We start from the raw sequence: 24,933 nt of genomic DNA on the forward strand, positions 1-24,933 counted from the left end.
GACGGGATTGCCGGACGCTTACCGAGCGCCAGCAATGCATCATCGCTTCTCGACAGGCCAGCATTGAGGATCAGCTCCAGAGCTTCTCCGAGACGGACGTCCCGGCCCTTCTCTGAAGCGAGTCGGTCTGCAATACGGATAAGCGGGGTGATGTGGAGGCGGTGAAGATGAAGGTTGAAACGGACAAGAGGTGTTGCAGTGTGAAATGACATGGATAAGCATCCTAGAGGTTCGGCCTTGCGACAGACACATGAGTTAAGGGGATCCAGAGATCACGACTCGAAGTCCTGATTCTCCATAACTGTGTGTTAATCGATCTTCGCCGAACTGGAGGGGATGTCGCTCCCCCTCCCAAGACACCCTGGTGCTTGCTTGTGCGTGCTTATATGCAACTGACCGGACCGCGGTTTTGATCAGTGTACGTTCATGTCTACTTCATATCGCTGGGTAGGCGGAATCGCTTGCATCCAGAGCTGCTGTTGACGAGCGTATTCCTGCTCGTTGGCAAACCATCCCCGGAGCGTAGGCGGCTTACCCTCATCGAAGACAAGGTAGTACGGAACGTATCCCTTCCAGTATTGGTGAAGCGAGTACTTCCACACCAGATTACCCTCAACGAACTGGGACTGAGCAGGTTGGCCGAGAACGGCCCGCACTTCTTCGGTCGTCATGCCGGGAATCAGCGCATTGGTCTTCTCGACACTCCCCATCCCTCCTCCCGTCCCGGCGCAACCGCCAAGCGCGAGCATCGCCATAGCCAGCCCTACGATCCCGATCCTTTTCATCGTGCCTCCTCCTGATAGAAGGGCCAAACATAGCATCAAGTAGTTTGGGTAGGTACACAGCGCAAAGGGATCGAATCAGAGGTGGTAAACAGAGGTGGTAAAACGAAAAATGGGCGCACCCCCTAAGTCATTGATTTGACTCGAAAATGCACCCATTCTTTTCATCTGGCGGAGAGAGAGGGATTCGAACCCTCGATACGCTATTAACGTATACACACTTTCCAGGCGTGCTCCTTAAGCCACTCGGACACCTCTCCGGATCTTGAAGGCAGGGTAACCCCTGTGTCCAAGGCGCGCTAATTTACCGAAACATCCCTGCTTTGGCAAACGCTATTTGCTTGATACCACTATAAATTTGGTCGTTACCTGTGAGACTCGCCGGTCAAATTTAACTTGGTACACTGCTCGTCATACGTGGCGTCTGGATGCCACACCCACGATGAGGATGAATGCATGAGCGCTCTGGTTAGTTACGAATTTGCTGAGGGTATCGCCCGATTGAATCTGGACAACGGCAAGGCCAACGCCCTGTCGCCGGATGTGTTCGCGGCATTCAATGCGGCGCTGGATCAGGCCGAGGCTGACCGTGCGGTGGTGGTAATCAGCGGCAAGCCGGGGATTTTCTCCGGTGGTTATGATCTGAAGGTAATGACTGCCGGGCCGGACCAGGCCAAAGCACTGGTTGAACTGGGCTCGACATTGTCGCGCCGGTTACTGTCCCACCCCTTCCCCGTGGTGGCGGTGTGTACTGGGCATGCGATTGCCAAGGGCGCGTTTCTGCTGCTGTCAGTCGACTATCGACTTGGCGTCGAAGGCCCGTTCAAGCTGGGCCTGAACGAGGTTGCCATCGGCATGACCATGCACCACGCCGGCACCGAACTGGCGCGGGCACGTCTGACGCCCGCTGCGTTCAACCGCGCGGTGATCAACGCCGAAATGTTTGCGCCGGAGACGGCGGTCACCGCAGGTTTTCTCGACGAGGTCGTATCGGCCGACCAGCTTGAGGAGCGCGCCCTGGAGGTCGCTCGTCAGCTCGGGACACTGAACATGACCGCTCACCGCAACACCAAACTCAAGGCGCGCCGCGAACTGCTGGAGCTGCTCGACCGCTCTATCGAACTGGACCGTCAACACTCTGTATTAGGCTGACGCTGCGCCGGCACTCAGGGTTGAGTATCCTGTCCGCTTCGTCATAACGGCTGGGCAATATGGATTCGATAACGCAGGCAATGCTGGGAGCGTCCATTCAGGGCGCGGTGCTGGGTCGCTGGCAGGGACGCAAGGCGTTGATGTACGGCGCAATGCTCGGCACCTTGCCCGATATGGATGTGGTGATTGATTTTGGCGACGCGGTGGCGGATATGACGTACCACCGCGGCTTCAGCCATTCGGTATTTGTCCTCGCCGTGGTCGCTACCCTGCTCGCCTGGCTGGTGCGCAAAGTGTGGCCGCATGCCGAGTATTCGGGGCGCAGGCTGTTTGCCTGCATCGCCCTGATCCTCTTTACTCACGTGCTGCTGGATGCCTTTACCACCTACGGCACGCAACTGTTCTGGCCGCTAACCACGCCGCCGGTGGCGATCTCCAGCATCTTCATTATCGACCCGCTGTACACCGTGCCGCTGTTGTTGGCAGTAGTCGGCTGTCTGCTGTTTGGCTTGCGGCGCCGGGGCATCCACCTGCAGTACTGGGTGCTGGGCCTGAGCAGCCTGTATCTGGCCAGCACCCTGTTAGGCAAGCAGATGGCTGAGCGTAATCTGGAGCAAGCGCTCGAGCGGGATGATATCGCACCACAGCACACCTTCATCGCACCGACGCCTTTCAATACCCTGCTCTGGCGTGTGGTGGCGGTGGATGGCGATGACTATTACGAAGGCCTGGTCAGCTGGCTCGATTCCAGCCCGCCGGCGCTTGAACGGCTACCGCGCAATGCCAGTGCGGCGCAGCCGGCGTTGCGCGATTCTCCGCAGCACGAACGGCTGCGCTGGTTTACCCGGGGCCTGCTGCGCTATGACCTGATCGGCAATGACTGGGTAGTGACCGACCTGCGCCTGGGTATGCCGGGCTATCACCCGTTCCGTTTTGCGCTGGCAACACGCGACGCTGACTCAGGCACATTCGAGCCCATCGAGCATGTCGAGTATTGGCCAGAGTCCGACGCGGATTGGTCGCGACTGGAAGACCTCAAGCGCCGCGCCTTCGACGAGGAGTACGCGCTATCGATCGCCGCGCTGGCAGCTGATATGGACCAACCTGCGGCCACAAGCAGTTCAGCAAGCAATGATGACTGAAGCGTCCCGCTCCGCACTCTGCGATAATCGGCGCTTTTGCGCAGCACACAGGCACTCCGATGATAATAGGCGATAGCGTTCAGGCCATCCCGCAGAGTAGAAACAGGCTGGCCATGGCGGCGGCATTGATGGCGATTTTCACCACCATTTTCGCCAGCAACCTGCCGACGCCGTTGTATGCCGTATGGCAGGTTCAGTGGGGCTTCTCCTCCATGGCGCTGACCGCGGTGTTCTCTGTCTATGTCTTCGGTGTGGCCACGACCCTGCTGACGCTGGGCTCGCTATCGGACAAGCTGGGCCGCCGGCAGGTGCTGGTGCCGGGCATGCTGCTGACGATCATCAGTGCCGTGATGTTCATGTTTGCCGAGGATATTGTCGATCTAGGCGTTGCCCGCATACTCACCGGGATAGGCACGGGGGTCATCACCGGCGCGGCTTCGGCTGCCGTGGTGGAAATGGAGCCGGATGGCAACTGGGCCCGGGGCGCCACGCTGTCCGCACTGTTTTTCACCCTGGGCGCCTTTGCCGGACCCACGGTGAGTTCATTGGCCTTGCGCTGGGGTATCGACGCCGGCCTCTGGCCCTTCGTAATAATTGTTCTGCTCAGCATGACCACCATTGCTCTCTTGCTTACAGCGCCCTGGCCAACGCATCTCGGACAGCGTCGCGCAGATTTCAGCTGGCGGACCTGGCGGCCCACGAGGATCAAGATGCCGCGAGAGATGCTCGGCGTGTTCGCCTTTGCCGGCGCAGCCATCAGTCTGGCGTGGTCGACCGGCAGCCTTTACGGCTCCCTCGGGCCCTCACTGGCAACCAATCTGGTGGGTATCGGTGACCGCTCCACGGCGGGCTTGTTCGCCGCAGCCTGGCAGCTGCTGGCGGGCATGAGCCAGTTCGCCTGTCAGCGCCAACCGGTCAGCCGCATGTTGCTGTTAGGCCCCTCTACCTTGATGGCCGGGTTGCTGGCGATGGCCGCGGCGGTGTTGTTCAGTTCAGCCTGGATTTTCGCCTTTGCCACCCTGGCTACGGCCTTTGGCGCGGGCGCTACCGGCGTGGTGGCGATTGCTTCAGTGAGTGAAGTCGCGCCGCCGGCTGACCGCGGGGGTATTACCTCGGCGTTCTACTTGCTGGCGTATCTGACCATGGCCACCGTTGTGCTGACGCTGGGCTTTCTCAGTGATCTGATTGGTCTGGGCAATTCGATTCTAGGCTTCACGGTCGTGGTGTCGGCAGCCGCATTTGGCCTGATCGTCGTGGCGGTGCGCAGCGGCCGCGTGACGCTGAGCTGAGCTGAGCTGATTAGCCAAACAGCCAGCGCCATAGAACGAACACCAGCATGCCGCCAGCAATGGTCGCCAGCAGATTGCGCCATGCGGCAGCGATGGCAATCGCCGCCAGGCCGCCAAACAGATAGGCATTGTCCAGCGCCAGGTGCCAGTGCTGCCCGTCCGGCATGAACATCGCTGGCGCGACAATGGCGGTCAGCACGGCCACCGGGACATAACTCAGGGCTCGGCTGAGCAACGGGCTGAAGCGCACACGGTGACCCACCGCAAACAGCCCATAGCGGATGGTAAAGGTGATCAACAGCATCCCAACAATCAGCACGATCTCAGCGTTGCTCATTGGGCACCTCCAGATCAATGGGCTTTGCGCTATTAAGCCGTTCCGCCAGCAGACCCGCTATCACGCCCGCCAGCGCCGCCAGTATCAGCCCCAGCTTGTACGGCAAGGGATGCGCCAGGAGTGCCACAGCGGCTGCAACCAGTGCTGCCACCACCATGGGACGACTGCGCAACGACGGCACGACGATACCAATGAAGGTCGCCACCATGGCAAAGTCCAGCCCCCACCCCGCCATGCCCGGCAATGAACTGCCCAGCAGCACGCCGATCACCGTACAGGCCACCCAGTTGCTGTACATCGCCAGGCAGGAGCCAAGGAAGTACCAATGCTTGTGCTCGAGCGGCACCTGCGTGCGCAGGTAATGGTTTTGCACGATGGCGTAGGTTTCATCGGTCAACCAGAAGGCCAGCGGGACGCGCCAGCGCTGCGGCAGGTGTTTGACGTAGGGCAGCAGGCTGGCGCTATAGAGCATGTGCCGCAGGTTGACGACGAAGGTTGTCACCAGAATGACCGCCAACCCGGTACCGGATGCGATCAGACTGACGGCAATGAACTGCGCTGAACCGGCAAAGACGAAGATCGACATCGCCAGGGTTGCAGCCACCGATAACCCGGATGAGACCGCCAGGGTTCCAAAGATGATTCCGAAGGGGGCCGCACCAACGAGCATGGGGATGGTATCCCGCGCGCCCAGTAGCGCCTGCTTGAAACGCGACGACATGGATACATAACTCTGCGTGGTAATCGGGAAGGTTAAGGCGTGGTGTGGCGCTATTGCAAGGTCACGTAGCGGCTGATCAGTGCCCGCATTGCTGCCGGTTTGACGGGTTTGGGCAGGAAATCGAGGCCCGCCAGACGTATGCGGGTCACCAGTTCGTTGCGGCCATCGGCGCTGATAACCACCCCCGGCAAGTCAGCGCCGAGCTGTTCGCGCAGCCACTGCATGACTTCAAGCCCTGTGTCGCCATCATCCAGGTGGAAATCCACCAGCACCAACTGCGGTCTGAAACCCTGTTCCAGGATGCTGCTTATCTCGCTGCGGTTGCGGGCGGTCACGACGTTGCATTGCCAGCGACCTAGCAGACTGCGCATGCCGGCCAGAATGTTCGGCTCGTTGTCGATACATAGTACCTGCGCCCCGCTGACCGCAGGGGCTGCCTGTGTTTGACTGGACACCTTGCGCGTCCCGCTGGAGCGCGCAATCGGAAGGGTGACGCTGAATACGCTGCCGCGCCCCGGCCAGGAGCGAACGGCCAGCTGATGCCCAAGCACTCGACAGAGTCCATCGGTGATCGCCAGGCCCAGTCCTAGTCCCTTCTCGGCCTGAACGCGATGGCTGTCCAGACGCTGGAATTCCTCGAAAATCACTTCCAGCTTGTCGCGGGGAATCCCCGGGCCCTGATCCCATACCTCGATGCGGACCTGGGTTCCGGCGCGTCTGACGCCAATAAGCACGCGCGAGTCACCGGCATAGCGGAACGCGTTGGTGAGGAAGTTCTGCAATATTCTGCGCAGCAATCGGGGATCGCTGCGCACCGGCAAGCGACTGCTGCGCACCCGCAGATCGACGCCCTGCTCCGCCGCCAGTGCGCCGAATTCTATGCGCAGGGTCTCGAGCAGCTCATTGAGCTGAAAATCACTCCACTCAGGTGTGATCCGACCGGCTTCCAGGCGTGACATATCCAGCAGATCGGAAATCAGATCTTCAGCCGAGCGCAAGGAGGTATCGAGATGGCGCACCAGTTCCTGGGCTTCGGCGGGCAGGTTGTGCTGGTGGGCCAGCGACGCCGAGAACAGCCGCGCGGCGTTCATCGGCTGCATCAGGTCGTGGCTGACGGCGGTCAGGAAGCGGCCCTTGGATTGACTGGTGCGCTCGGTCTGCGCCTTGGCCTGGATGAGCGCTTTGTTCAGCTCCGACAGCTCCCGCGTCCGTTCGGCCACACGCTGCTCCAGGCTCTCGTTGGCTTCCTTGAGTCCCTGTTCGGCTTTCTTGAACGCGGTAATGTCAGTAAAACTCATGACAAAGCCGCCGCCGGGCATCGGGTTACCGATGATCTCGATCACCTGGCCGGTGGGGAACAAGCGCTCTGAACGGTGGGCGGTGCCGCGGCGCATCCAGTTGATGCGTTTGTCCACGTGGGATTGCGCATCGCCCCGGCCACAGAGCCCGCGCCTGGCATTGCACAGAATAAGATCGGCGATTGGTCGGCCAATGACAATCAGCCCCTCCGGGTACTGGAACATCTCGAGATAACGCCGGTTCCATGCCACCAGGCGCAGCTCCTTATCCACCACGCTGATGCCCTGGGTAATGTTTTCGATCGCGCCCTGCAGCAGCCCTCGGTTAAATTGCAGCACCTCGGTTGCTTCGTCGACGATGCGCACCACATCGTCAAACTGCATGTCGCGCCCTTCAATCGCCGCCTTCACCACAACCCGCGCCGAGGAGGCACCGAGTACGCCTGCCAGCAGGCGCTCGGTATGCGTTATCCAGCCGCTGTTGGCCGCCACCGAGGACACCAACGCGGTATTCTGACCTGCGGCAAAGCGTTCGAAGCTGGAGTAGGCACGCTCTTCGCCGACGAAACGCGAGGCCAGCTCGAGCAGATCATTCACCGTTACCCGCAACAATGAGCGGCTAGGTCCGTTGGCCCACATCTGGCCGTCTTCGCTGACGAAACGACTGGCCTGCCAGTGCTCCAGCACACGGGTGCGGCTTGACTGGGACACCAGCACGAAGGCGACAAAATTGCTGGCCAGCGCAATCAGACTGCCCAGCGTGATGTTATCGATTGGCAGGCCGAAGGAGTCACCATGCAATTGCGCCAGCAAAGGCCATCCCTGCCAATTCAGCCCCAACCCGGTGCCCATTGCCGGGAAAATCAGCAGGTACAGCCACAGAGTGATACCGATGGTCAGCCCGGTGAATACACCGCTACGGTTGGCCTGCTTCCAGAACAGCGCGCCAAACATGGCTGGGGCCAGTTGAGCGATGGCAGCGAAGGCGATCTGACCGATATTGGCCAGGCTGCCCGCCGAGCCGATCAACCGGTAGACGACATACGCCAGCAACAGGATCACCAGAATGCTGGTGCGCCGAACGTTGAGTAGCGATCCGCGGAACTCTTCATAGGACTGCGCAGAGCGGTGCCGGCTACGCAGCAGTAAAGGCATGACCACGTCATTGGAGACCATGGTACTCAGCGCAATGGCAGCCACTACCACCATGCCGGTTGCCGCTGAAGCACCGCCGATAAAGGCCAGCATCGCCAGCACCGGTCGGCCTTCGGTCAAGGGAATACTGATGACATAGGAGTCAGCGGACACTGCCGGTCCCAGGGTCATCTGCCCCGCCAGGGCAATGGGCACGACAAACAGCGCTGCCAGGATCAGGTAGCCGGGAAATACCCACCGTGCCAGGCGCAGATCCCCAGGGTGAATATTCTCCACCACGGCCACCTGAAACTGACGCGGCAGGCACAGGAAAGCCAATATCGCAATGAAGGTCTGGAACAGGATGCTGGTGTACAGCGTCTCGCGTTCCCAGTACTCGGCCAGCTCGGCGCTGTTCGATGCGCGCTCCAAAAGATCGCCGACACCATTATAGAGACTGAAGGTAACGAAGGCGCCGACGGCGAGAAAGGCCAGTAGCTTCACCAGCGACTCAAAGGCAATGGCCAGCATCATGCCGCGGTGGTGCTCGGTGACATCCAGGCTGCGCGTACCAAACAGAATGGCGAACAGCGCCAGCACCAGGGTAACGGCCAGTGCTGTGTCCTCCGCGGCGCCAGCCTCCCCGGCCGCCAGCCCGGCGGCAGGTGAGGACGCAGTCAGCAGGTTGTACCCCAGCACAATGCCTTTGAGCTGCAGGGCAATATAGGGGAGCACACTGACCAGACACAACAAGGTAACCATCACCGCCAGCCCCTGCGACTTGCCATAGCGGGAGGCGATAAAATCGGCAATGGAGGTGATGTTTTCCTGTTTGCTGATGGCGATCATGCGCGCGTACAGGCGCCAGCCAAACAGAAAGAGTAATACCGGGCCCAGATAGATCGGCAGGAACGCCCATAACTGGCCGGCCGCCATGCCCACGGCACCGAAGAAGGTCCAGCTGGTACACCAGACGGCCAACGACAGGCCGAAGACCCACACCCGCAGGCGCGGATTGAACTCGCCAGGCTGTCGGTCACCCCAGAACGCAATTGCGAACAGCAGGACGATGTACAAGATGAAAATCGTGGCGACCAATCCGCCGGTGAGCATCATGAGCAGTAATCAGGCCTGTTGTGCAAAATGATAGTTTGGCAGCGCCGTCTGGCTTTGCCCAGTGCGCATTATTCAGACCTAGGTCGTGTTGCCTGGCCAGGCAGTTCAGCCCAGCAGGACCAGCCCCCACACCACCGCAATCATGATCAGACCGATCAGTTGCGCGGCGCTGCCCATGTCTTTGGACGCTTTGGAGAGCGGGTGACGTTCCAGCGAAATGCGGTCAATAGCTGCCTCGATAGCGGAGTTAAGCAGTTCGATAATCAGCGACAGCAGCACACTGCCGATCAGCAATGCGCGGGAAATAGCGTCCAATGGCAAAATCAGCGCCACCGGAATGAGCACGGCGGCCAGCCACACCAGTTGCCGAAATGCCGCCTCACCGCGGTAGGCAACTGCCAGGCCGTCCAGTGAGTAACCGGTAGCAAGCCATACACGGCGCAACCCTGTCACGCCCTTGTGAGGGTTCTCTTCCATTATCAATCCTGCCTACTGAGCGGCGCGCGTCAGCTCCATATGCTGCAAAGCGAGCGCCGCCTGGGTGCGAGTACGCACATTAAGCTTGCGAAAGATCGCCGTCACATGCGCCTTGACGGTGGCTTCAGACACGCTGAGCTCGTAGGCAATCTGCTTGTTGAGCAAGCCGTCGCAGACCATGGTCAGCACCTTGAACTGCTGGGGTGTCAAACTGGCGAGCTGGGCGCTGATGTTTTTTTCTTCATCGGATATCGATCCGGCGTCATCCACCGCGGGGGGCCAGCTTACGCCGCCATCGAGCACTTCCTGCACGGCCTGCTGAATACCCTCGAGGGTCGAGGACTTGGGGATGAATCCACTGGCGCCAAAATCCTTGGCACGCTTGTAGACCGAGGCTTCTTCCTGGGCGGAAATCACCACCACGGGGATATGCGGATATTGCCCGCGCAGTAATACCAGGCCGGAAAAGCCATAGGCGCCGGGCATGTTCAGGTCCAGCAGTACCAGGTCCCAGTCCCTGCGCGTTTCGAGCAGCGACTGTAATTCGACGATGCTGCCGGCCTCGGTCAGCTGCACAGTAGCCTCCAGGCCGCTGCTCAGTGCCTGACGCAGTGCGCTACGGAAAAGCGGATGGTCGTCAGCGATCAGAATATCGTAAGTGGGGCCCATACCTGGATTTCCAATTGAACTGTTATTGTTAGTAGTCCTTCAAACAGCAGCGAGAGCGTGCCAGCTGACGCCATCGGCGTCAAATCGCTTCGGCACAAACCGTTGCTGGATTCGCAACACGACGGCATCTGTTATATGGGCGTGTGGAGGTTCATACTCTCCGCCTTTTTCGGGTGGTTGTCGCTCATGAATCCTCGAGCCTATCGGGCAGACGCCCTGATGCTTATTACTGCCGTGATCTGGGGCAGTACTTTTGTCGCGCAAAGTCTGGGCATGGAACATATAGGGCCCTTCCTGTATACCGGCCTGCGCTTTCTACTGGGCGCGCTGGTCGTGCTGCCGCTGGTGCTGCTGGCGCGCCCGCAAACTGACCAGCCTCACCGCCAGTTTAGTCGACCCATGGTGGTCGGCAGCTTGCTGCTCGGTACGGTATTAACACTGGGCATCAACCTGCAGCAGATCGGCTTGATGTTCACCAGCGTGACCAACTCCGGTTTTATTACCGGGTTGTACGTCATTCTTGTGCCCGTGTTCGGCCTGTTCATCGGCATGCGCACCGGGATAGGTACCTGGGCCGGCGCGCTATTGGCACTGGTGGGTATGTTGTTGTTGAGCATCAATGACGACTATAGCGTGGCACCCGGAGACTGGTTGCAACTGGTCGGTGCCGCCTGCTGGGCCGTTCACGTGCTGCTGGTGGGCGCGCTGGCGAGCCGTTACGACCCCATCCGCGTGGCCTTTCTGCAGTTTGTGGTGTGCGCCGTGATCAGCTTGCTGCTCGCACTGATCTTTGAACAATTCGATTGGCCGAGCATCGTGCTGGCTGCACCGGCGATTCTGTATGGCGGGCTGCTGGCAGTCGGCATCGGGTTCACGCTGCAGGTCGTCGCACAAAAGGACGCCATTACTTCCCACGCAGCCATCATCCTCAGCCTGGAAGCTGTGTTCGCAGCGCTGGCCGCCTGGCTGATCCTCGGCGAGACCTTGAGCCTGCGCGGCTTCATTGGTTGCGCATTGATGCTGACCGGCATGCTGCTGGCCCAGCTCGTACCCATCTACCTGGAACGCCGCCGGGCCATCGCACCGGTACAGCAGGAGCCAGCGGGTCACCATTGAGGTGATCAGATTGCACCCAATAAAAAAATCCCGCAGCGGTGTGCCCGCTGCGGGATTCGATAACGCAACTGCGTGGTGCTAGGTGAACATCGACACCAGGACAAAGGTGCCGCTGATCGCCACGCCGGAAATGCCCAGCCAGATCAACAGATAGCCCATGATGTCCCGCGCCGAGAGACCTGCCACACCGAGCAAGGGTAGCGCCCAGAAGGGTTGAATCTGGTTGGTCCAGCCGTCACCCCAGGTAAAGGCCATGATGGTCTGCGCCGGATCAGCACCGAGGGCGTAAGCCGCTTCCATCATGATCGGGCCCTGAATCGCCCATTGACCACCGCCGGACGGGATGAAGAAGTTCACGATGCCGGCAGCCAGAAAGGTCAGCAGCGGAAAGGTTTCTGGTGTGGAGATAGTGATCATCGCCTGGGAGAACTCCGCAACCAACCCGGAGCCGGTCATCATCCCGGCGATGCCGGCATACAGCGGAAACTGCACGATGATCCCCTGCGCTGCCGTGACTGCCTTGCCCGCTGCTTTCAGATACGTGGCAGGGCTCTTGTGCAGCAACAGACCCAGCGCCAGGAAGATCAGGATGACGATATTGATGTTGAACGAAAAGCCCGAATCCGTGACGTAACCCACCAGATAGGCCGCGGCCAACAGGCCCAGCAGCAATATCGGCCAGCGGCTGTTTTCCAGACGATCCGAGGGGCTCATGCCGGTCTTGTCGACGGGACCATAATCCAGATCATCTGAACCATCGTCCTGCAGCTGGATGATGTCCTTGGGTTGCTTCTGCAACATGAAGAAGCTGACCAGTAGCACCAGCAGCGCTATCGTCAGAAATATATTCCAGCTGGCATACAGCGTCTGCGATACCGGGACGATGCCGATTGCCTCTTCCATGAAATGGCCGGGGGTGGCAATAACCAGAGGGATCGACGAGGAAGGCCCGCGAACCAGCTCACCACCGTAAGCGGCTGCCACCAACAACGGAAAGTGGATAGCCACGCGACGGCCCATTTCCCTGGCCAGGATAGCGCCCACCACCATGCCAAAACCCCAGTTCAGGTAATAGCAGACGAAGCTGACGACGATCACCAGCACCAGCGCCTGTTTCGGCGTGCTGGCATGCTTGGTAAGACCCGTCAGCATGGCCTGCACTATCGGGCTCAGTGCGAGCACATAGCCCGTCAGCAGCACCAGCACCATCTGCATACCGAAGGTGAACAATTTGGAATAACCGTTACCCCAATAGCTTGCCATCTCCATCGGGGTCTGACTGGTGATACCCATCCCCATCAGCACCACGACGAGAGTCAGCAGTACCGCCAGTACGAACGCACTTGGCAGGTAACGCTGAACAATTTTCACAGAAAAGTTCGTTAAAGCTTCCATCAGGAAGGCCCCGCTGTTTTTGAAGTTTGGAAATCAAGATGGCAAGACTCTAGCCACAAGATGTTCGGTGTGCGAACATATGTTTTTTACACGAACATGATGCCCTTTAGGCTTTTACTGCGTCAACGCATCTTTAGTCTTACTAACGATGTCAGATGAGTGTGTGCACGCCGACCGGCTGGTATTGTCGTGCTCGCCATTAGGGGGTCTGAGGAAGAAAGCGCTGTGGAGAATATTCTTAAACCAGGAGATCGGGATTTTGTCGGGGCTGTGGCATCGGGGCTGCAGGTGTTGCAGGCATTTGGCTCTGACTGCCCGCGGATGACCTTGAGCGAAGTGGCCGCTCGTACGGCAATGGATAGGGCCAAGGCCCGCCGCTTTCTGCTCACCCTGCACGCGCTCGGCTATATACACCGGGACGGCAGGCTATTCGAGCTGACGCCACGGGTGCTGCAACTGGGCTATGCCTACCAGAGTTCCAACCAGCACCGCGACGTGATCCAGCATTACCTGCAGAACATCACCGCCGAGCTGGGCGAATCCTCCTCGCTGACCGTGCTCGATAACGACGAGGTGGTATACGTGCTGCGTTCAGCCGCGCCCCACCGCCTGATGGGTATCACGCTGTCTGTGGGTACGCGCTTGCCAGCGGCGTATACATCCATGGGTCGGGTTCTGCTGGGGCAACTGCCCGAAGCGGAGCTGCAGGCCTTCCTTGATCGCGTGCAGCCGGAAGCCCATACGCCGTCGTCGGTTACCACCCGGGCTGCGCTGCAGGAACGGATAGTACAGGCTCGCGAACAGGGTTATGCAGTCCTGGATCAGGAACTTGATCTGGCGCTGAGGTCGGTGGCCGTGCCTGTTTTTGCCAATAACGGCGACCTGCTGGGCGCCATCAATATCAGCACTAATGCAGCGCGGGTGTCCATGGAGGTATTGACTCAGGACTACCTGCCCAAGCTGCAAGCACTGGCCGATACCGTACGTTCGTTGGTGCGCTCATCCTTTGGCTGACCTACGCGCCTCAAGCCGGCAAGACAAGACAACGCAACCGAAGCGGATCACAATGACGAACCACTGCATTGGCACGTGGTCCGACAGTTAGAACTTTCTTATAAGCAGGTGGAGATCTCATGCGTTGGTTAAGTCTTGTCCTAGTCTTGTCCGCAGTCGTGCCAGCGCACGGGGCGTCACTTCGCGACATGCAATTGCAAAAAATGCTGGAAGAGGTGGCGATCGTCAGCAGTGAGGGGACGCCACGCGCCATCAATGAAGAGATCACCGACGAAGGGTTTACCGTCGATGGTAAACAGCTGGTCAATGTCCTATCGGTCGAGCCCGACTATGCGAAGAAACTGCAGGGCGATCCACTTGTGGTTCGCACCCAGCTGCAGGCCAGCGTCTGCGCCAACCAACGTTTTCGTCGCTTGATGGATCTGGGCGCTACCCTGACCTACCACTTTGTCCTGACCGACTCCACGCAGCCGGTTCTGACACAACGTTTTATCGCTGAGCATTGTCAGTCGTTGTGAGCTGAAACTGACATGACGCAGGTCATGGCAGACGGATCTGGAAGCGTTGATAATCAACTTTCCCCGAATTAAGGATGATCTCTATGGCTTCACTCACGTTTCACGGCGCAGTTCGTCAGGTCACCGGTTCTTGCTACCTGCTGGAAGCCAACGGCGAACAGATTCTGCTCGAGTGCGGCATGACGCAGGGCGGCAGGCGTGACGAGCTACACAACCGCAACCGCTTCCCGTTTGATCCTGCTGCGCTGAGCGCTGTGGTCATTTCCCATGCCCATCTGGATCACTCCGGATTGCTGCCCAAGCTGGTGGCTGAAGGTTTCAGCGGTTCGATCTATCTGACTCCTGCCAGCACCGACTTGCTGGGGCTGATGCTCAAGGACGCAGCGGGATTGCAGGAACGCGACACAGAGTGGGAAAACCGCTGGCGCCAGCGCGCCGGCAAGCCCTTGCTGGAGCCCTTGTACGTTCAGGCCGACACCGATGCGGCGTTGGCGTTATGCCAGCCGACTGAGTACCTGCAACCGACCATGGTGGCCCGCGGTATTGAAGTGTGCTTCCACGAGGCGGGACACATTCTTGGCTCGGCCATTGTCGAAATCACAGTGCATGAAGACGGCGAGCGCAACCGGCGTCTGGTGTTCTCCGGCGATCTGGGCGGCCAGAATGCCCCACTACTGCGCGATCCGGCGTTCCTTGAGGAAGCAGATCTGGTGCTCATGGAGTCCACTTATGGCGACCGCGATCACCGGAACAAAGAGGACACGCTGGTCGAGCTGCAGGAAATCCTCGAGCATGCCTGGAAGGACGGCGGCAACGTGCTGATCCCCTCCTTCGCCGTGGGCCGCACCCAGGACCTGCTTTATTACCTGGGCAAGTTCTACCAGGCAGGCCTGCTCAAGCAGCACACCGTCTACCTGGATAGTCCGATGGCGATCGCCGCCACCAAAATATACGATCGTTACCATCACCAGTTCAGCGAGGAAGACAAGGCGCTGATCAAGGGCAACGGCAAAGGTACGCTCAGGGATTGGCTGCCCATACTCAAGTGCACCCAGACCCCGGACGAGTCGATGGCGATCAACAAGGTGACCAGCGGCGCAATCATCATTGCCGGCGCGGGGATGTGCAACGGCGGGCGTATCGTCCACCACTTCAAGCACAACCTGTGGCGCAAGAATTGCCATGTCATCTTCCCCGGCTTTCAGGCCAAGGGAACCGTCGGCCGCCGGCTGGTGGATGGCGAGAAACAGATCCGAGTCGTGCATCAGAGCCTGGCGGTTAATGCTCAGCTGCACACCCTGGGCGGCTTCTCGGCCCATGCAGGCCAGAGCGACTTGATTGGCTGGCTCAAGCACTTCACCAACGCGCCCGAGGTGTATCTGGTGCATGGCGAGGAAGAAAAAAGCCACCTCCTCGCAGCTGCCATCAAGGAACAACTGGGCTGGGACGTCAAACTTCCGGAGCAGGGACAAACAATCACCTTTTGACCTGGCAGGAGTGATCCATGTCCGATGATCTGAACTCGGTAGGGTATCTGAACCGGCACCTGCGCACCGGGGATGCCCGTATCCAGGACAAAGTCGATGAGCTGATAAATGCCTGCCAGGGCAGCGCCGAGAATGCCTCGTTATACAAGGACATGGTGCTCACCGTGGTACGCATGGCACAGGCTGACCGGGACCGCTGGGATGCCAAGATCATGCTGCAGACCATACGTGAGCTGGAACAGGCCTTTGCACGACTGGACCTGTTCAAGCGACGGCGCAAGGTGACCGTGTTCGGCTCCGCCCGCACGCCGATAAGCCATGATCTGTATATGCTGGCCAAGCAGATGGGCGCTGCGCTCGCGCACAACGATTTCATGACCATCACCGGTGCGGGGGCCGGCATCATGGCAGCGGCGCACGAGGGTGCCGGTCTTGATAACAGTCTCGGGTTCAATATCACCCTGCCCTTCGAGCAGCGTTCGAACGACATCGTGCGCGGCACCGATCATGAGCTGCCGTTCAAGTTCTTCTTCCTGCGCAAGCTGTTCTTCGTCAAGGAAGCCGATGCGCTGGTGCTGTGTCCCGGTGGGTTTGGCACCCTTGATGAAACCCTGGAATTGCTGACTCTGATCCAGACCGGCAAGAGTCCGGTGGTACCGGTTATCCTGCTGGACCTGCCCGACGGCGGTTTCTGGTCTGCCCTGGTGGAGTTTTTTCGCCATCAGCTGTGCGAGTCCGGTTACATCGCCGAATCTGACCTGAATCTGATGACGGTTGCCCACTCGCCCGAAGAGGCCATAGAGCATATTCTGCGGTTTTACAGCAATTATCATTCTGCGCGCTGGGTGGACGATCAGTACGTCATCCGGCTGTATCGCCCGTTAACCGAAGCGGCGATGGCGCAGATAGAAGAGGAATTTGCAGGGATCTGCCGCGAACCGGGATTTTCCCAAACCTACGACGCCTCGAGCGAATCGGACGAGCCGGAGCTGAATCAACTGGCGAGGCTGTGTTTCGTGTTCAATGGCCGCGACCACGGACGCCTACGCGTACTGATCGACGTGCTCAATCAACCTCATAACCAGCAAAACCACGATACTGCATAAAGCGCAGTTGCTTGGCGCGTTCGCTGGGGTCAGCTGCCACACCTTCGGGAAAGCGTTTGCAGAAGGTCTTGCGGGCGAGCGCGCTCCAGTCATAAGCGGGGTCACGCAATATCGCGTCAATCAGATATTCGGCGACGCCGCGCTCGCGCAGCTCCTGTCGTAACCGCATTGGCCCGTAACCACGCTGGTGACGGGCATGCACATAGGCTTCACAGAAGCGTTCGTTGCTGAGCAGACCGTCTTCTTCGAGGCGGTCCAGCTCAATCTCCAACAGCTCGCTCACCGCTTCGCGCTGAAGCAGCTTGCGTTGCAGTTCAAGGCGGGTATGTTCACGCCGCGCCAGCAGATCCAGCGCTGTGCGGCGTATCGCTAACGACGTTTCAAGCCCCTTTCGGCCAAACATTCCTCAGCAACAACTCGGCTCAGGCATCCGCTTCGGCACTGTCTTCAACCACGGCGCCGGGCTTCACTGGCTTCGGCAGTAACTTCTCACGGATCGCCTTTTCAATCTCTTCGGCAATCTTGAGGTTATCGGCCATGTACTTGGCAGCATTTGCCTTGCCCTGACCAATTTTGCTGCCCTTGTAGCTATACCAGGCACCGGCCTTTTCAATCAGGCCAATCTGCACACCCAGATCGATAATCTCGGCGTTGTGATAAATGCCCTGTCCGTAAAGGATCTGGAATTCAGCCTGGCGGAACGGAGGCGCTACCTTGTTCTTGACGACTTTGACGCGGGTTTCACTGCCGATGACTTCATCGCCTTCCTTCACCGCGCCGGTGCGGCGGATATCCAGACGCACGGACGAATAGAATTTCAGCGCGTTGCCGCCAGTCGTGGTTTCAGGATTGCCAAACATCACGCCGATTTTCATGCGGATCTGGTTGATGAAGATCACCAGACAGTTGGCATTCTTGATATTACCGGTGATCTTGCGCAGTGCCTGGGACATCAGACGGGCCTGTACCCCGACGTGGTGATCGCCCATTTCGCCTTCGATTTCGGCCTTGGGTACCAGTGCAGCAACGGAGTCGATAACAATTACATCGACAGCGTTCGAGCGCACCAGCATGTCGGTAATTTCCAGCGCCTGCTCGCCGGTGTCGGGCTGGGATACCAGCAGGTCATCAACCTTAACGCCCAGTTTCTCGGCATATTGCGGATCCAGTGCGTGCTCGGCATCGACGAAGGCGCAGGTGGCGCCCTGCTTCTGTGCCTGGGCGATGACCGACAGGGTCAACGTGGTCTTGCCGGAGGATTCCGGACCATAGATCTCAACGATCCGGCCTTTAGGCAAGCCGCCCAAACCCAGGGCAATGTCCAGCCCGAGCGAACCGGTCGAAATCGACGGAATGGCCTGGCGTTCCTGATCGCCCATGCGCATCACCGCGCCCTTGCCAAACTGACGTTCAATCTGACTCAAAGCCGCCGTAAGCGCCTTCTTCTTGTTGTCGTCCATTGTGCATCCTCTTGGAGTGGCGGGAGCGGTAGCGCCCGGACTACTGAATAACTACTGTATATTTGGTCAGTATTATTCCACAGTTGCTGAAGCTCGCCTACCCCCCTGATGATGACCGGTTCGCAGCGAGACGCTCGACTTCAATCACCAACCCTTCCAATGCTTTCAGTACCGTGTGTGCACGCACTTCACGGCGATTGCCCTGCATGCGCTTGCAGTGGCTGATCACACCCTTGCCGCGTATGGCCCAGGCAAACCAGACGGTGCCAACCGGCTTTTCCGGTGTGCCGCCATCCGGGCCAGCCACACCGCTTACTGCCACAGCCAGATCAGCATCCGCCGCCTGCAGCGCCCCCTGCGCCATGGCCCGCACCACCGGCTCGCTGACCGCACCGTGCGTTTCCAGTATGTCCTCGGGGACGCCGAGCCAATGCGTTTTGCTGCGATTGGCATAGGTAACGAAGCCGGTTTCAAACCAGGCGGAGCTGCCGCTGACCCGGGTGATAGCTTCAGCAATACCACCGCCGGTACAGGACTCGGCGGTCGTGACCTGGAGCCCCAGACGCCGCAGCCCATTACCCAGACGGGCCGCTACGGAGTCGATCAAGGGGTCGTATTGAGACATCGTGGATCACCTCTTTCATGTTTGCGCTTAAAAGCCGGGACTATCCGGCCACCGTATCACCCCAAGGCCACCGACCCCAGAAACCTGCATGAGCCGTGTCGAGAAATTCTTCCAGCCAGATGCTCTGGTATATAGCGCGGGAGGCAAATATTCTCCCACACTACGCATGGTAGACTCGCGAACAGGGGGATCGTCAGCATTATTTGCCAGCCTGAGTACGATCTCCGCCCGAGTTGAATCTTCCTGCGATGGATTAAGCGATGCCCACGAACAAAAACGATTCCGCAGTGACGGAACAGCCCGCGGACCAATTGTTCGAAGCCAGACTTGAAGGCATTCAGGACACCTCTCTCGCCGAACAGCGCCGGGACCAGATATGCGAGGCGGCCCTTGAGCTCTTTCTGAAGAAAGGTTTTGCCTCCACCACCGTTCGCGACATATGCGCTTCATCCGGGGTGAATCAGGCGAGCATTTACGACTATATCGCCAATAAGAACGACATTCTTCGACGGTTACTGAACAAGCTCTGGTTTCGGTCCGGCGCCCCCAATTTGCATGAATTGATGGACCGGAATCCTCAGGGCCCACTGAAGGAATGCGTCAGGCTGTATTTGCATGAGTCCTGGACCAAGAAGCGCAAGGGAACCTTGCTCGCTTACCGCTCGGTTCCTCACTTGCAGAAGGACGACCGCGACGCCATGAGGTCCCGCGACCACCTGGTGATCGGCGAAATGGCCACGAAATTCCGTGATCGGGCAGGTCTTGCAGCCGACGATCCCAGGGCTGAAATCATTGCCAACGTGGTTATCTATCTTGCCGGCTTTGGACCGTTGCGCGACTGGCTGCATCAGGATATTGACGACGAAATCATCGTCGATACGGTTGCCGCAGGCATTACTGCCATGGTCGAAACCCTTGCACAACACCCGCGCCCTCCCCGCCCTGAGGTCGGCTAGCTCAGGCCGGCCAGAAACAAAGCCGGAGCCATGGTGGCTCCGGACTCTATTTCTCCTATCTGAAGCCCCCGCCGTCAGGCGAGACTAGGTTTAAGGCGGTTCTGGTTCCACACCAGCGCTATCAATACCGCCGATGCCAGCCCCCCAAAGATAGTTGTCATCAAACCGGGAAAGCTGAAGGCAAAGCCGGCGACCAGCAGCGGTAGCCGCTGCCAGGGCTTCACCATCCCGGCCCCCAACAAGTAACCCTCCAGACCACCCGATATCAGCATGATGCCGATGATGATCGACGGCAGCACATAGAACAGCGGCGTGAGATCGCCCTGCAGCACCAGCGCCGGCTGGAACAGGAAGAATAGCGGAATAAAGTAGATGACGATGCCCAGACGCATGGCAGTAAATGACGTCTTCATCGGCGACGACCCGGCCATGGTGCCGGCAAGGAATGCTGCCGCACCTACCGGCGGTGTGATCACCGAAAGCATGGCGTAATACACGATGAAGAAGTGCACCGCGATGGTGTTCAGCCCTCCGACCTCGATGATTGCCGGCGCCAGAGTAACCGCCAGGAAGATGTACGCCACGATCGCCAGACCCGCCATACCCATGACAAAGCAGGCGACGATGCCGAAGAGAATCACCAAGAACACGTTGTCGCCGCCAAGCCCCACCAGACCTGAGGTCAGGGAGCCGGTGACACCAGTAATGGTCAAGGCGCTCACGACAAAGGCGATGGGCAGGATGATTGCGGCGGTCTGGGTGATGAGTACGCCTATCTGCCGTATCGCGCTGTATAGCCGAGTTGGCGTCAGGCGTGTCTCTTTACGCAGAAAGGACAGGCCGATCATCAGGATGCACGCGTACCAGGGCGTATAGTACTCCCAGCGCATATACAGCAGTCCCCAGATGAGGAACACCAGTACCAGAATAAAAGGCCAGCCGCGCATCAGGACCTTGCGCGTGGAAGGAATATCCTCTGCGGGCATACCTTTCATACCGGTACGGGCGGCGTAGGCATCCACCTGCAGGATCAGCCCGAAGTAGAACAGTAGTGACGGCAGGATCGCAGCAATCATGATTACGGCGTAGTCGACGCCGATGGTAATCGCCATGACGAAGGCAATCGCGCCCATCACCGGGGGCATCACCACGCCACCGGTCGAAGCACAGGCCTCGATAGCGCCAGCGTAATGTGCCGGGTAGCCGGCTTTCTTCATGGTTGGAATGGTGATTGAGCCCGTACCTGCAATATTGGAGAACACCGAACCGGACAAACTGCCCATGAAGGCGCTCGCGACCACGGCCACCTTGGCAGGCCCGCCGCGATAACGGCCAAAACTGGCATTGGCCAGATCGATGAAGAAGTCACCCGCGCCCGTCGCTAGCAGAATACCGGCGAACACCAGGAATCCCAGGATAATCTCGGCGACAATCTTGGTGGTGATCCCCATCATCCCTTCGGTGCGGAAGATGTGGGCTTCTATCATGTGGTCGAACTGGTAGGGAATCCCCATGAACAAGCCGGGAAAATAGTCAGCGACCAGCGGATACAGGCCGATGAGCACGACCACCAGCAGGAAAGGCATACCGCCACTGCGCCGGGCCAGCTCCATCATCAGCAGCCAGACCACCACGCCCAGGTACATGTTACTCCAGCCTGCCTGCGCCATATCCCAGGCATTGACGGCAAAGTAAAAACTAACGCCGATGATCAGTACGGCGGCGATCAAGTCATAAAAGGGCACCTTGTGCTGACTTGATTTCCCGGGCAGCGCGACAAACGCTGCAGCCCCGAAAAGGCCAATGAAGATCCAGTAATATTCCCCTTCGAGCAGGCGATGGCCGGCAAAGGTCAGTCCAAAAATATAGGCAATGCCGGCTAACAGACCGGCGACACAGAGCACGACAAAGAGGATGCTTTGCCATGAGCTGGCGTCGCCCAGCCGGGTCACTTCAGATTTATGCTCAACACTTTCAAGAGCTGCGGCGTCAGGTTTCATGGAACTGGCTTCCAAAGATAAAAGAAGGTGGTGAGGCGTGGTTTGACCCACGCCCTATTGGTTAGAGGCGGGTGCGGAACGGCTCCAGACCTTCCGTATGCTTCTTCACGATTGCCATGAATTCTTCGTTGTTATGGCTCGCTTCAATCCGGCCCTTCCTTGCTTCATCCAGCGCCGCCTGGCGCGCCTTGGTCCAGCGGTCCATCTTCTCGACTGCGGCCTGATTCCACTGATCATCCTCAGCGGTCCAGGCGTTTACTTCTTTCAGGTAGCGAATGGTGCCTTCATGAATCGGCAACGGTGAGCGGTCCAGGTATTCGCGGAAAATGGGCAGGTCCATCCGGGCGGACAGCGGATGCGTGTTCTTGTATTTATCGAACGACTGATGGAACCACTTGGCCATGTTGTAGGCGAACTCTTCGTCAGCATCCGCAGGTACGGAATACAGGAAGTTGGATGCCAGGCCATCGACGCCTTTTGCCGTCGACACGCCAAGGTCGATTTTGGTGGGCACGACCATGGTGCGGTGCGCGAGGAACCGGTCCCAAGCTTCCTTGTTATCGAGGTCCATATTCAACCAGCGGATACCACCCGGAGCGCCCTCCATTTCCGAGAGAATCGAGCTGGTGGGCGCGCAATAAGCCACGTCAGCCCTGCCCTCTACCACAGCGCGGCAGCTTTGCGCATAGCTACTGGCAGACACAAAGGAGAAATTCTCGGTGACTTCCTGATCGGTCATGCCCAGGTAGGCGGGCAGCGCTTTGGTCACGGCGACCACCATAGGCGGTGAAAACTCGCCCTGCGACACGGTGATTTTTCGCTTCTTCAGATCCTCCATGGTCTGTAGATCAGAGTTGCCTGCCACGACGAAACCCCAGGGCGTGTCGTTATGGTGCCAGATCACGCGCTGAGGCACCGGCTTGCTGCCGGCATAGCTACCGATGCCTTCGATCTGAAAGCGCATCTCAGCCGATGAGACCGAACTGATCATCAGATCCCGGCGATCGGTCAGCCGTTGATACCGCTGTGATTCGTTGTCTACCGGGACAATCCGTACGTTAGAGCCAGTCTCCTTCTGAAAAACCGGGCCCCAGCCATTGGTCGAGGCAAAGCTGCCACTGGAGGTGCCAGATGTGCCTATGGCCAGCAGCCGCGGCATCTTGTATTCATCGGCATGAGCCAGGCTGGCACTGCCCAACGCAAGCACAGCCGCAAGAGACACACCTGCACTCAACATGGTTTTCAGCAACTTGATCTTCATGGGAAATTTCTCCGGTTTTGTTATTGTTTGCCGCGACGCGGTAGGCAAGCATCCTGAGCTGGACCCGTTGCGCACACGCTCTCTACGGATTCAGTATGACCTACACCAGGTCCAGCTCTGCAGCCATTGCCGCCACGTGCTCGCGCAAGGATTTCTTCAGTATTTTTCCGACGCCATTGCGCGGCATCTGCTCAACAAAGATGACGCCGCGTGGGGTCTTATATTTCGCCAGATGCGCCTGGCAGAACGCCAATAGCTCGGATTCAGTCACCGCGGCATTCCTGGCAGGCACGACAACCGCAATCACCTCTTCGCCCATGCGCTCTGAGGGCACTCCCACCACGGCGACTTCCGCCACCGCCGGATGCGTAGAGATCAGTTCCTCCAGATCTCGCGGATAGATATTGAAGCCGCCCCGCAGAATCAGATCTTTTTGACGGTCGACGATATAGAGATAGCCGTCTGCATCGAGACGCGCAACATCACCGGTATGCAGCCAGCCGTCCCGGATTGCGGCGTTGGTTGCCGCCTCGTTGCGGTAGTAGCCCGGCGTAATGTTCTCGCCCCGAACCAGCAGCTCGCCTATTTCGCCTGTTGGCAGCGTGCGGCCGGATTCATCAATAATGCGCAATTCCACACCCGGAAAAGCGCGACCCACGGATCCTGGCTTGAGCACCTCGCCGATACGGTGCGCAGATACCGTCGGCGCTGCTTCGGACAAGCCATAACCCTCGTAGATATCCGCACCAAAACGCGTTTTGAAGGCCGTTATCAGTGATACGGGCAGGGGCGCGGATCCGGAACCGACTATTTCCAGGGTCGACAGGTCATATTGGTGTGTGACCGGATCGGCAACCAGGGCATGAATCATGGCGGGCACTGCGCCAAAGCGGCGGACCTTATGCTCCTGGATGGCCTGACAGACTTCCTGGACGCCGAACCTGGGCAGTATCACCATCGCGCCCCCTATGAGAAACAGGGCGTTGGCTTGAGTGAAACCGTAGATATGTGCCAGGGGTAGAACGCCCAGCGTGGTCCCGGGAGGCTCACCCTCCCGGTTTGCCAGGGAAGCTGACGAGGCGGCATTACTGTAGAGATTACGGTGGGTGAGCATCACGCCCTTGGGCTGACCTGTTGTACCGGAGGTAAACAGAATCACCGCCGTATCGTCCAGCTGCAGCTGAGCCGCCTCGAAAGGGCCGAAACCGCCCTGCATCAGAGCCTGCAGATCAACAACCTGCGCGGTCCCCGCAGGCTCGGTGGTCGAGTCGTCGAGGCCCGACACCAGCAGTAGCGGCGGCGCATCGAGTTCCGCCACCGCTTGCTGCACATTCGCAAGGATCGAACGCTGGGTGATGATCGCCCTCGCCTCCGACACCTGCGCGATGAATCCAATTTCCTTCGGATGCAGCACATGCATCACCGGCAGCACAATCGCGCCGGCACGCATGATGGCCTGGTAGGCAATAAACACTTCAGGGGCATTCGCCATGCAGACCATCACACGGTCGCCCGGTCTGATTCCCTGCGCCTGGAGCCCGGCGGCCAGACGATTGGCCATGTCCAGCAGTTGGCGATTGCTCAGCGGCTGACCATTAAAATACAGGAAAGGATATTCGCCAAAGCGTGCGAGGTTATGGTCGGGCAAGTCGGTCAGGATCATGGCGATACCACGCAGTTCAGACAGCCAAGCATAGTCGGCGTTTTATTATTATTCACATGCAGCTTCCTGGAATTATTGTGCGCACGGCACGAACAAATACTCTCTCGTCGCCCCTCCCTGACAACTGTCAGCATCAAGCTACGATCCTTGCTCGGCCTGTGTCAAGACAGCGGAGAGACCATACCGATTGGTTGAAAACGCATGATTCAGGTGGT

At 58.9% G+C, this 24,933-nt stretch carries 23 protein-coding genes and 1 tRNA gene; 9 read left to right on the forward strand and 15 right to left on the reverse strand.

The features are described 5' to 3' along the window. The 3 genes from FHK95_RS20090 to FHK95_RS00010 form a co-directional block, all read right to left on the reverse strand. Nucleotides 1–212, reverse strand: a 212-nt coding sequence (locus FHK95_RS20090) for a hypothetical protein (RefSeq protein WP_206668509.1), incomplete at its 3' end; no start/stop codon positions are given. Between the two features lie 201 nt (nucleotides 213–413). After that, on the reverse strand, nucleotides 414–785 hold the full coding sequence (bamE, locus tag FHK95_RS00005) for an outer membrane protein assembly factor BamE domain-containing protein (RefSeq protein WP_178114661.1): 372 nt from the start codon (nucleotides 783–785) through the stop codon (nucleotides 414–416). A gap of 166 nt (nucleotides 786–951) precedes the next feature. Beyond that, nucleotides 952–1,042: transfer RNA gene (locus tag FHK95_RS00010), tRNA-Ser, on the reverse strand. A gap of 196 nt (nucleotides 1,043–1,238) precedes the next feature. Between FHK95_RS00010 and FHK95_RS00015 the strand changes: the two genes are divergently transcribed. From FHK95_RS00015 to FHK95_RS00025, 3 genes are read left to right on the forward strand one after another with little or no spacing between them, the layout of a single operon-like run. Beyond that, nucleotides 1,239–1,934, forward strand: a complete 696-nt coding sequence (locus FHK95_RS00015; protein WP_150302524.1) for a crotonase/enoyl-CoA hydratase family protein — start codon at nucleotides 1,239–1,241, stop codon at nucleotides 1,932–1,934. A gap of 59 nt (nucleotides 1,935–1,993) precedes the next feature. Then, complete coding sequence (locus tag FHK95_RS00020) at nucleotides 1,994–3,076, forward strand: metal-dependent hydrolase (RefSeq protein WP_150302526.1); 1,083 nt, start codon at nucleotides 1,994–1,996, stop codon at nucleotides 3,074–3,076. 59 nt (nucleotides 3,077–3,135) lie between these two features. Next, nucleotides 3,136–4,365 carry an MFS transporter gene (locus tag FHK95_RS00025; protein ID WP_150302528.1) on the forward strand — a complete coding sequence of 410 codons (1,230 nt, stop codon included), beginning with the start codon at nucleotides 3,136–3,138 and terminating at the stop codon, nucleotides 4,363–4,365. Between the two features lie 10 nt (nucleotides 4,366–4,375). Here FHK95_RS00025 and FHK95_RS00030 read toward each other — a convergent pair whose 3' ends face one another. The 5 genes from FHK95_RS00030 to FHK95_RS00050 form a co-directional block, all read right to left on the reverse strand. Further along, on the reverse strand, nucleotides 4,376–4,702 hold the full coding sequence (locus FHK95_RS00030; RefSeq protein ID WP_150302530.1) for an AzlD domain-containing protein: 327 nt from the start codon (nucleotides 4,700–4,702) through the stop codon (nucleotides 4,376–4,378). Further along, nucleotides 4,689–5,423 (reverse strand): AzlC family ABC transporter permease, encoded by a 735-nt coding sequence (locus FHK95_RS00035; RefSeq protein WP_150302533.1) that lies wholly within the window; start codon nucleotides 5,421–5,423, stop codon nucleotides 4,689–4,691. Before FHK95_RS00035 ends, FHK95_RS00030 begins: the two co-directional genes overlap by 14 nt. Before the next feature lie 50 nt (nucleotides 5,424–5,473). Beyond that, nucleotides 5,474–8,971 (reverse strand): hybrid sensor histidine kinase/response regulator, encoded by a 3,498-nt coding sequence (locus FHK95_RS00040; RefSeq protein WP_150302536.1) that lies wholly within the window; start codon nucleotides 8,969–8,971, stop codon nucleotides 5,474–5,476. 105 nt (nucleotides 8,972–9,076) lie between these two features. Then, complete coding sequence (locus FHK95_RS00045) at nucleotides 9,077–9,448, reverse strand: diacylglycerol kinase (protein WP_150302538.1); 372 nt, start codon at nucleotides 9,446–9,448, stop codon at nucleotides 9,077–9,079. A gap of 12 nt (nucleotides 9,449–9,460) precedes the next feature. Beyond that, nucleotides 9,461–10,117, reverse strand: coding sequence for a response regulator (locus tag FHK95_RS00050; RefSeq protein ID WP_150302540.1), 657 nt, complete (start codon nucleotides 10,115–10,117; stop codon nucleotides 9,461–9,463). A 186-nt stretch (nucleotides 10,118–10,303) separates the two neighbouring features. Between FHK95_RS00050 and FHK95_RS00055 the strand changes: the two genes are divergently transcribed. Further along, nucleotides 10,304–11,233, forward strand: a complete 930-nt coding sequence (locus tag FHK95_RS00055; protein ID WP_150302912.1) for a DMT family transporter — start codon at nucleotides 10,304–10,306, stop codon at nucleotides 11,231–11,233. 78 nt (nucleotides 11,234–11,311) lie between these two features. Here FHK95_RS00055 and FHK95_RS00060 read toward each other — a convergent pair whose 3' ends face one another. Further along, on the reverse strand, nucleotides 11,312–12,628 hold the full coding sequence (locus FHK95_RS00060) for a short-chain fatty acid transporter (RefSeq protein ID WP_150302543.1): 1,317 nt from the start codon (nucleotides 12,626–12,628) through the stop codon (nucleotides 11,312–11,314). Between the two features lie 225 nt (nucleotides 12,629–12,853). Between FHK95_RS00060 and FHK95_RS00065 the strand changes: the two genes are divergently transcribed. The 4 genes from FHK95_RS00065 (at nucleotide 12,854) to FHK95_RS00080 (ending at nucleotide 16,753) form a co-directional block, all read left to right on the forward strand. Further along, nucleotides 12,854–13,642 carry an IclR family transcriptional regulator domain-containing protein gene (locus tag FHK95_RS00065; protein WP_150302545.1) on the forward strand — a complete coding sequence of 263 codons (789 nt, stop codon included), beginning with the start codon at nucleotides 12,854–12,856 and terminating at the stop codon, nucleotides 13,640–13,642. A 119-nt stretch (nucleotides 13,643–13,761) separates the two neighbouring features. After that, nucleotides 13,762–14,160, forward strand: coding sequence for a PA3611 family quorum-sensing-regulated virulence factor (locus tag FHK95_RS00070; RefSeq protein ID WP_150302547.1), 399 nt, complete (start codon nucleotides 13,762–13,764; stop codon nucleotides 14,158–14,160). A gap of 83 nt (nucleotides 14,161–14,243) precedes the next feature. After that, a complete protein-coding gene (locus tag FHK95_RS00075; RefSeq protein ID WP_150302549.1) occupies nucleotides 14,244–15,647 on the forward strand; it encodes an MBL fold metallo-hydrolase RNA specificity domain-containing protein in 1,404 nt (467 codons plus the stop codon). A gap of 17 nt (nucleotides 15,648–15,664) precedes the next feature. Next, nucleotides 15,665–16,753, forward strand: a complete 1,089-nt coding sequence (locus tag FHK95_RS00080; RefSeq protein ID WP_150302552.1) for an LOG family protein — start codon at nucleotides 15,665–15,667, stop codon at nucleotides 16,751–16,753. On the opposite strand, the gene FHK95_RS00085 is transcribed toward FHK95_RS00080, so the two are convergent. The 3 genes from FHK95_RS00085 to FHK95_RS00095 form a co-directional block, all read right to left on the reverse strand. Further along, nucleotides 16,713–17,156, reverse strand: coding sequence for a regulatory protein RecX (locus tag FHK95_RS00085; protein ID WP_150302555.1), 444 nt, complete (start codon nucleotides 17,154–17,156; stop codon nucleotides 16,713–16,715). The genes FHK95_RS00080 and FHK95_RS00085 overlap by 41 nt on opposite strands. Before the next feature lie 19 nt (nucleotides 17,157–17,175). Next, nucleotides 17,176–18,213, reverse strand: a complete 1,038-nt coding sequence (gene recA, locus FHK95_RS00090; RefSeq protein ID WP_150302557.1) for a recombinase RecA — start codon at nucleotides 18,211–18,213, stop codon at nucleotides 17,176–17,178. A gap of 97 nt (nucleotides 18,214–18,310) precedes the next feature. Then, nucleotides 18,311–18,838, reverse strand: coding sequence for a CinA family protein (locus FHK95_RS00095; RefSeq protein ID WP_150302560.1), 528 nt, complete (start codon nucleotides 18,836–18,838; stop codon nucleotides 18,311–18,313). A gap of 260 nt (nucleotides 18,839–19,098) precedes the next feature. Here FHK95_RS00095 and FHK95_RS00100 point away from each other — a divergent pair, with 260 nt between their 5' ends. Further along, entirely contained in the window at nucleotides 19,099–19,794 is a 696-nt protein-coding gene (locus FHK95_RS00100) for a TetR/AcrR family transcriptional regulator (RefSeq protein WP_150302562.1), read from the forward strand. Nucleotides 19,795–19,868: 74 nt separating this feature from the next. On the opposite strand, the gene FHK95_RS00105 is transcribed toward FHK95_RS00100, so the two are convergent. The 3 genes from FHK95_RS00105 to FHK95_RS00115 all read right to left on the reverse strand — a co-directional run bounded on the left by FHK95_RS00105 (nucleotide 19,869) and on the right by FHK95_RS00115 (nucleotide 24,718). Then, a complete protein-coding gene (locus FHK95_RS00105; protein WP_150302563.1) occupies nucleotides 19,869–21,794 on the reverse strand; it encodes a TRAP transporter permease in 1,926 nt (641 codons plus the stop codon). Nucleotides 21,795–21,855: 61 nt separating this feature from the next. Then, complete coding sequence (locus FHK95_RS00110; RefSeq protein ID WP_150302564.1) at nucleotides 21,856–23,055, reverse strand: TAXI family TRAP transporter solute-binding subunit; 1,200 nt, start codon at nucleotides 23,053–23,055, stop codon at nucleotides 21,856–21,858. 100 nt (nucleotides 23,056–23,155) lie between these two features. Beyond that, entirely contained in the window at nucleotides 23,156–24,718 is a 1,563-nt protein-coding gene (locus tag FHK95_RS00115) for a class I adenylate-forming enzyme family protein (protein ID WP_150302565.1), read from the reverse strand. Nucleotides 24,719–24,933: the final 215 nt, after the last annotated feature.

Origin of the sequence: Pseudomonas saliphila (assembly GCF_008638345.1) — a bacterium.
GTDB lineage: Bacteria > Pseudomonadota > Gammaproteobacteria > Pseudomonadales > Pseudomonadaceae > Halopseudomonas > Halopseudomonas saliphila.

What these genes read in the sequence shown, in the direction of transcription:
- bamE (WP_178114661.1), bottom strand. Translation starts at nt 785, where the DNA reads ATGAAAAGGATCGGGATCGTAGGGCTGGCTATGGCGATGCTCGCGCTT.
- FHK95_RS00015 (WP_150302524.1), top strand. Translation starts at nt 1,239, where the DNA reads ATGAGCGCTCTGGTTAGTTACGAATTTGCTGAGGGTATCGCCCGATTG.
- FHK95_RS00020 (WP_150302526.1), top strand. Translation starts at nt 1,994, where the DNA reads ATGGATTCGATAACGCAGGCAATGCTGGGAGCGTCCATTCAGGGCGCG.
- FHK95_RS00025 (WP_150302528.1), top strand. Translation starts at nt 3,136, where the DNA reads ATGATAATAGGCGATAGCGTTCAGGCCATCCCGCAGAGTAGAAACAGG.
- FHK95_RS00030 (WP_150302530.1), bottom strand. Translation starts at nt 4,702, where the DNA reads ATGAGCAACGCTGAGATCGTGCTGATTGTTGGGATGCTGTTGATCACC.
- FHK95_RS00035 (WP_150302533.1), bottom strand. Translation starts at nt 5,423, where the DNA reads ATGTCGTCGCGTTTCAAGCAGGCGCTACTGGGCGCGCGGGATACCATC.
- FHK95_RS00040 (WP_150302536.1), bottom strand. Translation starts at nt 8,971, where the DNA reads ATGATGCTCACCGGCGGATTGGTCGCCACGATTTTCATCTTGTACATC.
- FHK95_RS00045 (WP_150302538.1), bottom strand. Translation starts at nt 9,448, where the DNA reads ATGGAAGAGAACCCTCACAAGGGCGTGACAGGGTTGCGCCGTGTATGG.
- FHK95_RS00050 (WP_150302540.1), bottom strand. Translation starts at nt 10,117, where the DNA reads ATGGGCCCCACTTACGATATTCTGATCGCTGACGACCATCCGCTTTTC.
- FHK95_RS00055 (WP_150302912.1), top strand. Translation starts at nt 10,304, where the DNA reads ATGAATCCTCGAGCCTATCGGGCAGACGCCCTGATGCTTATTACTGCC.
- FHK95_RS00060 (WP_150302543.1), bottom strand. Translation starts at nt 12,628, where the DNA reads ATGGAAGCTTTAACGAACTTTTCTGTGAAAATTGTTCAGCGTTACCTG.
- FHK95_RS00070 (WP_150302547.1), top strand. Translation starts at nt 13,762, where the DNA reads ATGCGTTGGTTAAGTCTTGTCCTAGTCTTGTCCGCAGTCGTGCCAGCG.
- FHK95_RS00075 (WP_150302549.1), top strand. Translation starts at nt 14,244, where the DNA reads ATGGCTTCACTCACGTTTCACGGCGCAGTTCGTCAGGTCACCGGTTCT.
- FHK95_RS00080 (WP_150302552.1), top strand. Translation starts at nt 15,665, where the DNA reads ATGTCCGATGATCTGAACTCGGTAGGGTATCTGAACCGGCACCTGCGC.
- FHK95_RS00085 (WP_150302555.1), bottom strand. Translation starts at nt 17,156, where the DNA reads ATGTTTGGCCGAAAGGGGCTTGAAACGTCGTTAGCGATACGCCGCACA.
- recA (WP_150302557.1), bottom strand. Translation starts at nt 18,213, where the DNA reads ATGGACGACAACAAGAAGAAGGCGCTTACGGCGGCTTTGAGTCAGATT.
- FHK95_RS00095 (WP_150302560.1), bottom strand. Translation starts at nt 18,838, where the DNA reads ATGTCTCAATACGACCCCTTGATCGACTCCGTAGCGGCCCGTCTGGGT.
- FHK95_RS00100 (WP_150302562.1), top strand. Translation starts at nt 19,099, where the DNA reads ATGCCCACGAACAAAAACGATTCCGCAGTGACGGAACAGCCCGCGGAC.
- FHK95_RS00105 (WP_150302563.1), bottom strand. Translation starts at nt 21,794, where the DNA reads ATGAAACCTGACGCCGCAGCTCTTGAAAGTGTTGAGCATAAATCTGAA.
- FHK95_RS00110 (WP_150302564.1), bottom strand. Translation starts at nt 23,055, where the DNA reads ATGAAGATCAAGTTGCTGAAAACCATGTTGAGTGCAGGTGTGTCTCTT.
- FHK95_RS00115 (WP_150302565.1), bottom strand. Translation starts at nt 24,718, where the DNA reads ATGATCCTGACCGACTTGCCCGACCATAACCTCGCACGCTTTGGCGAA.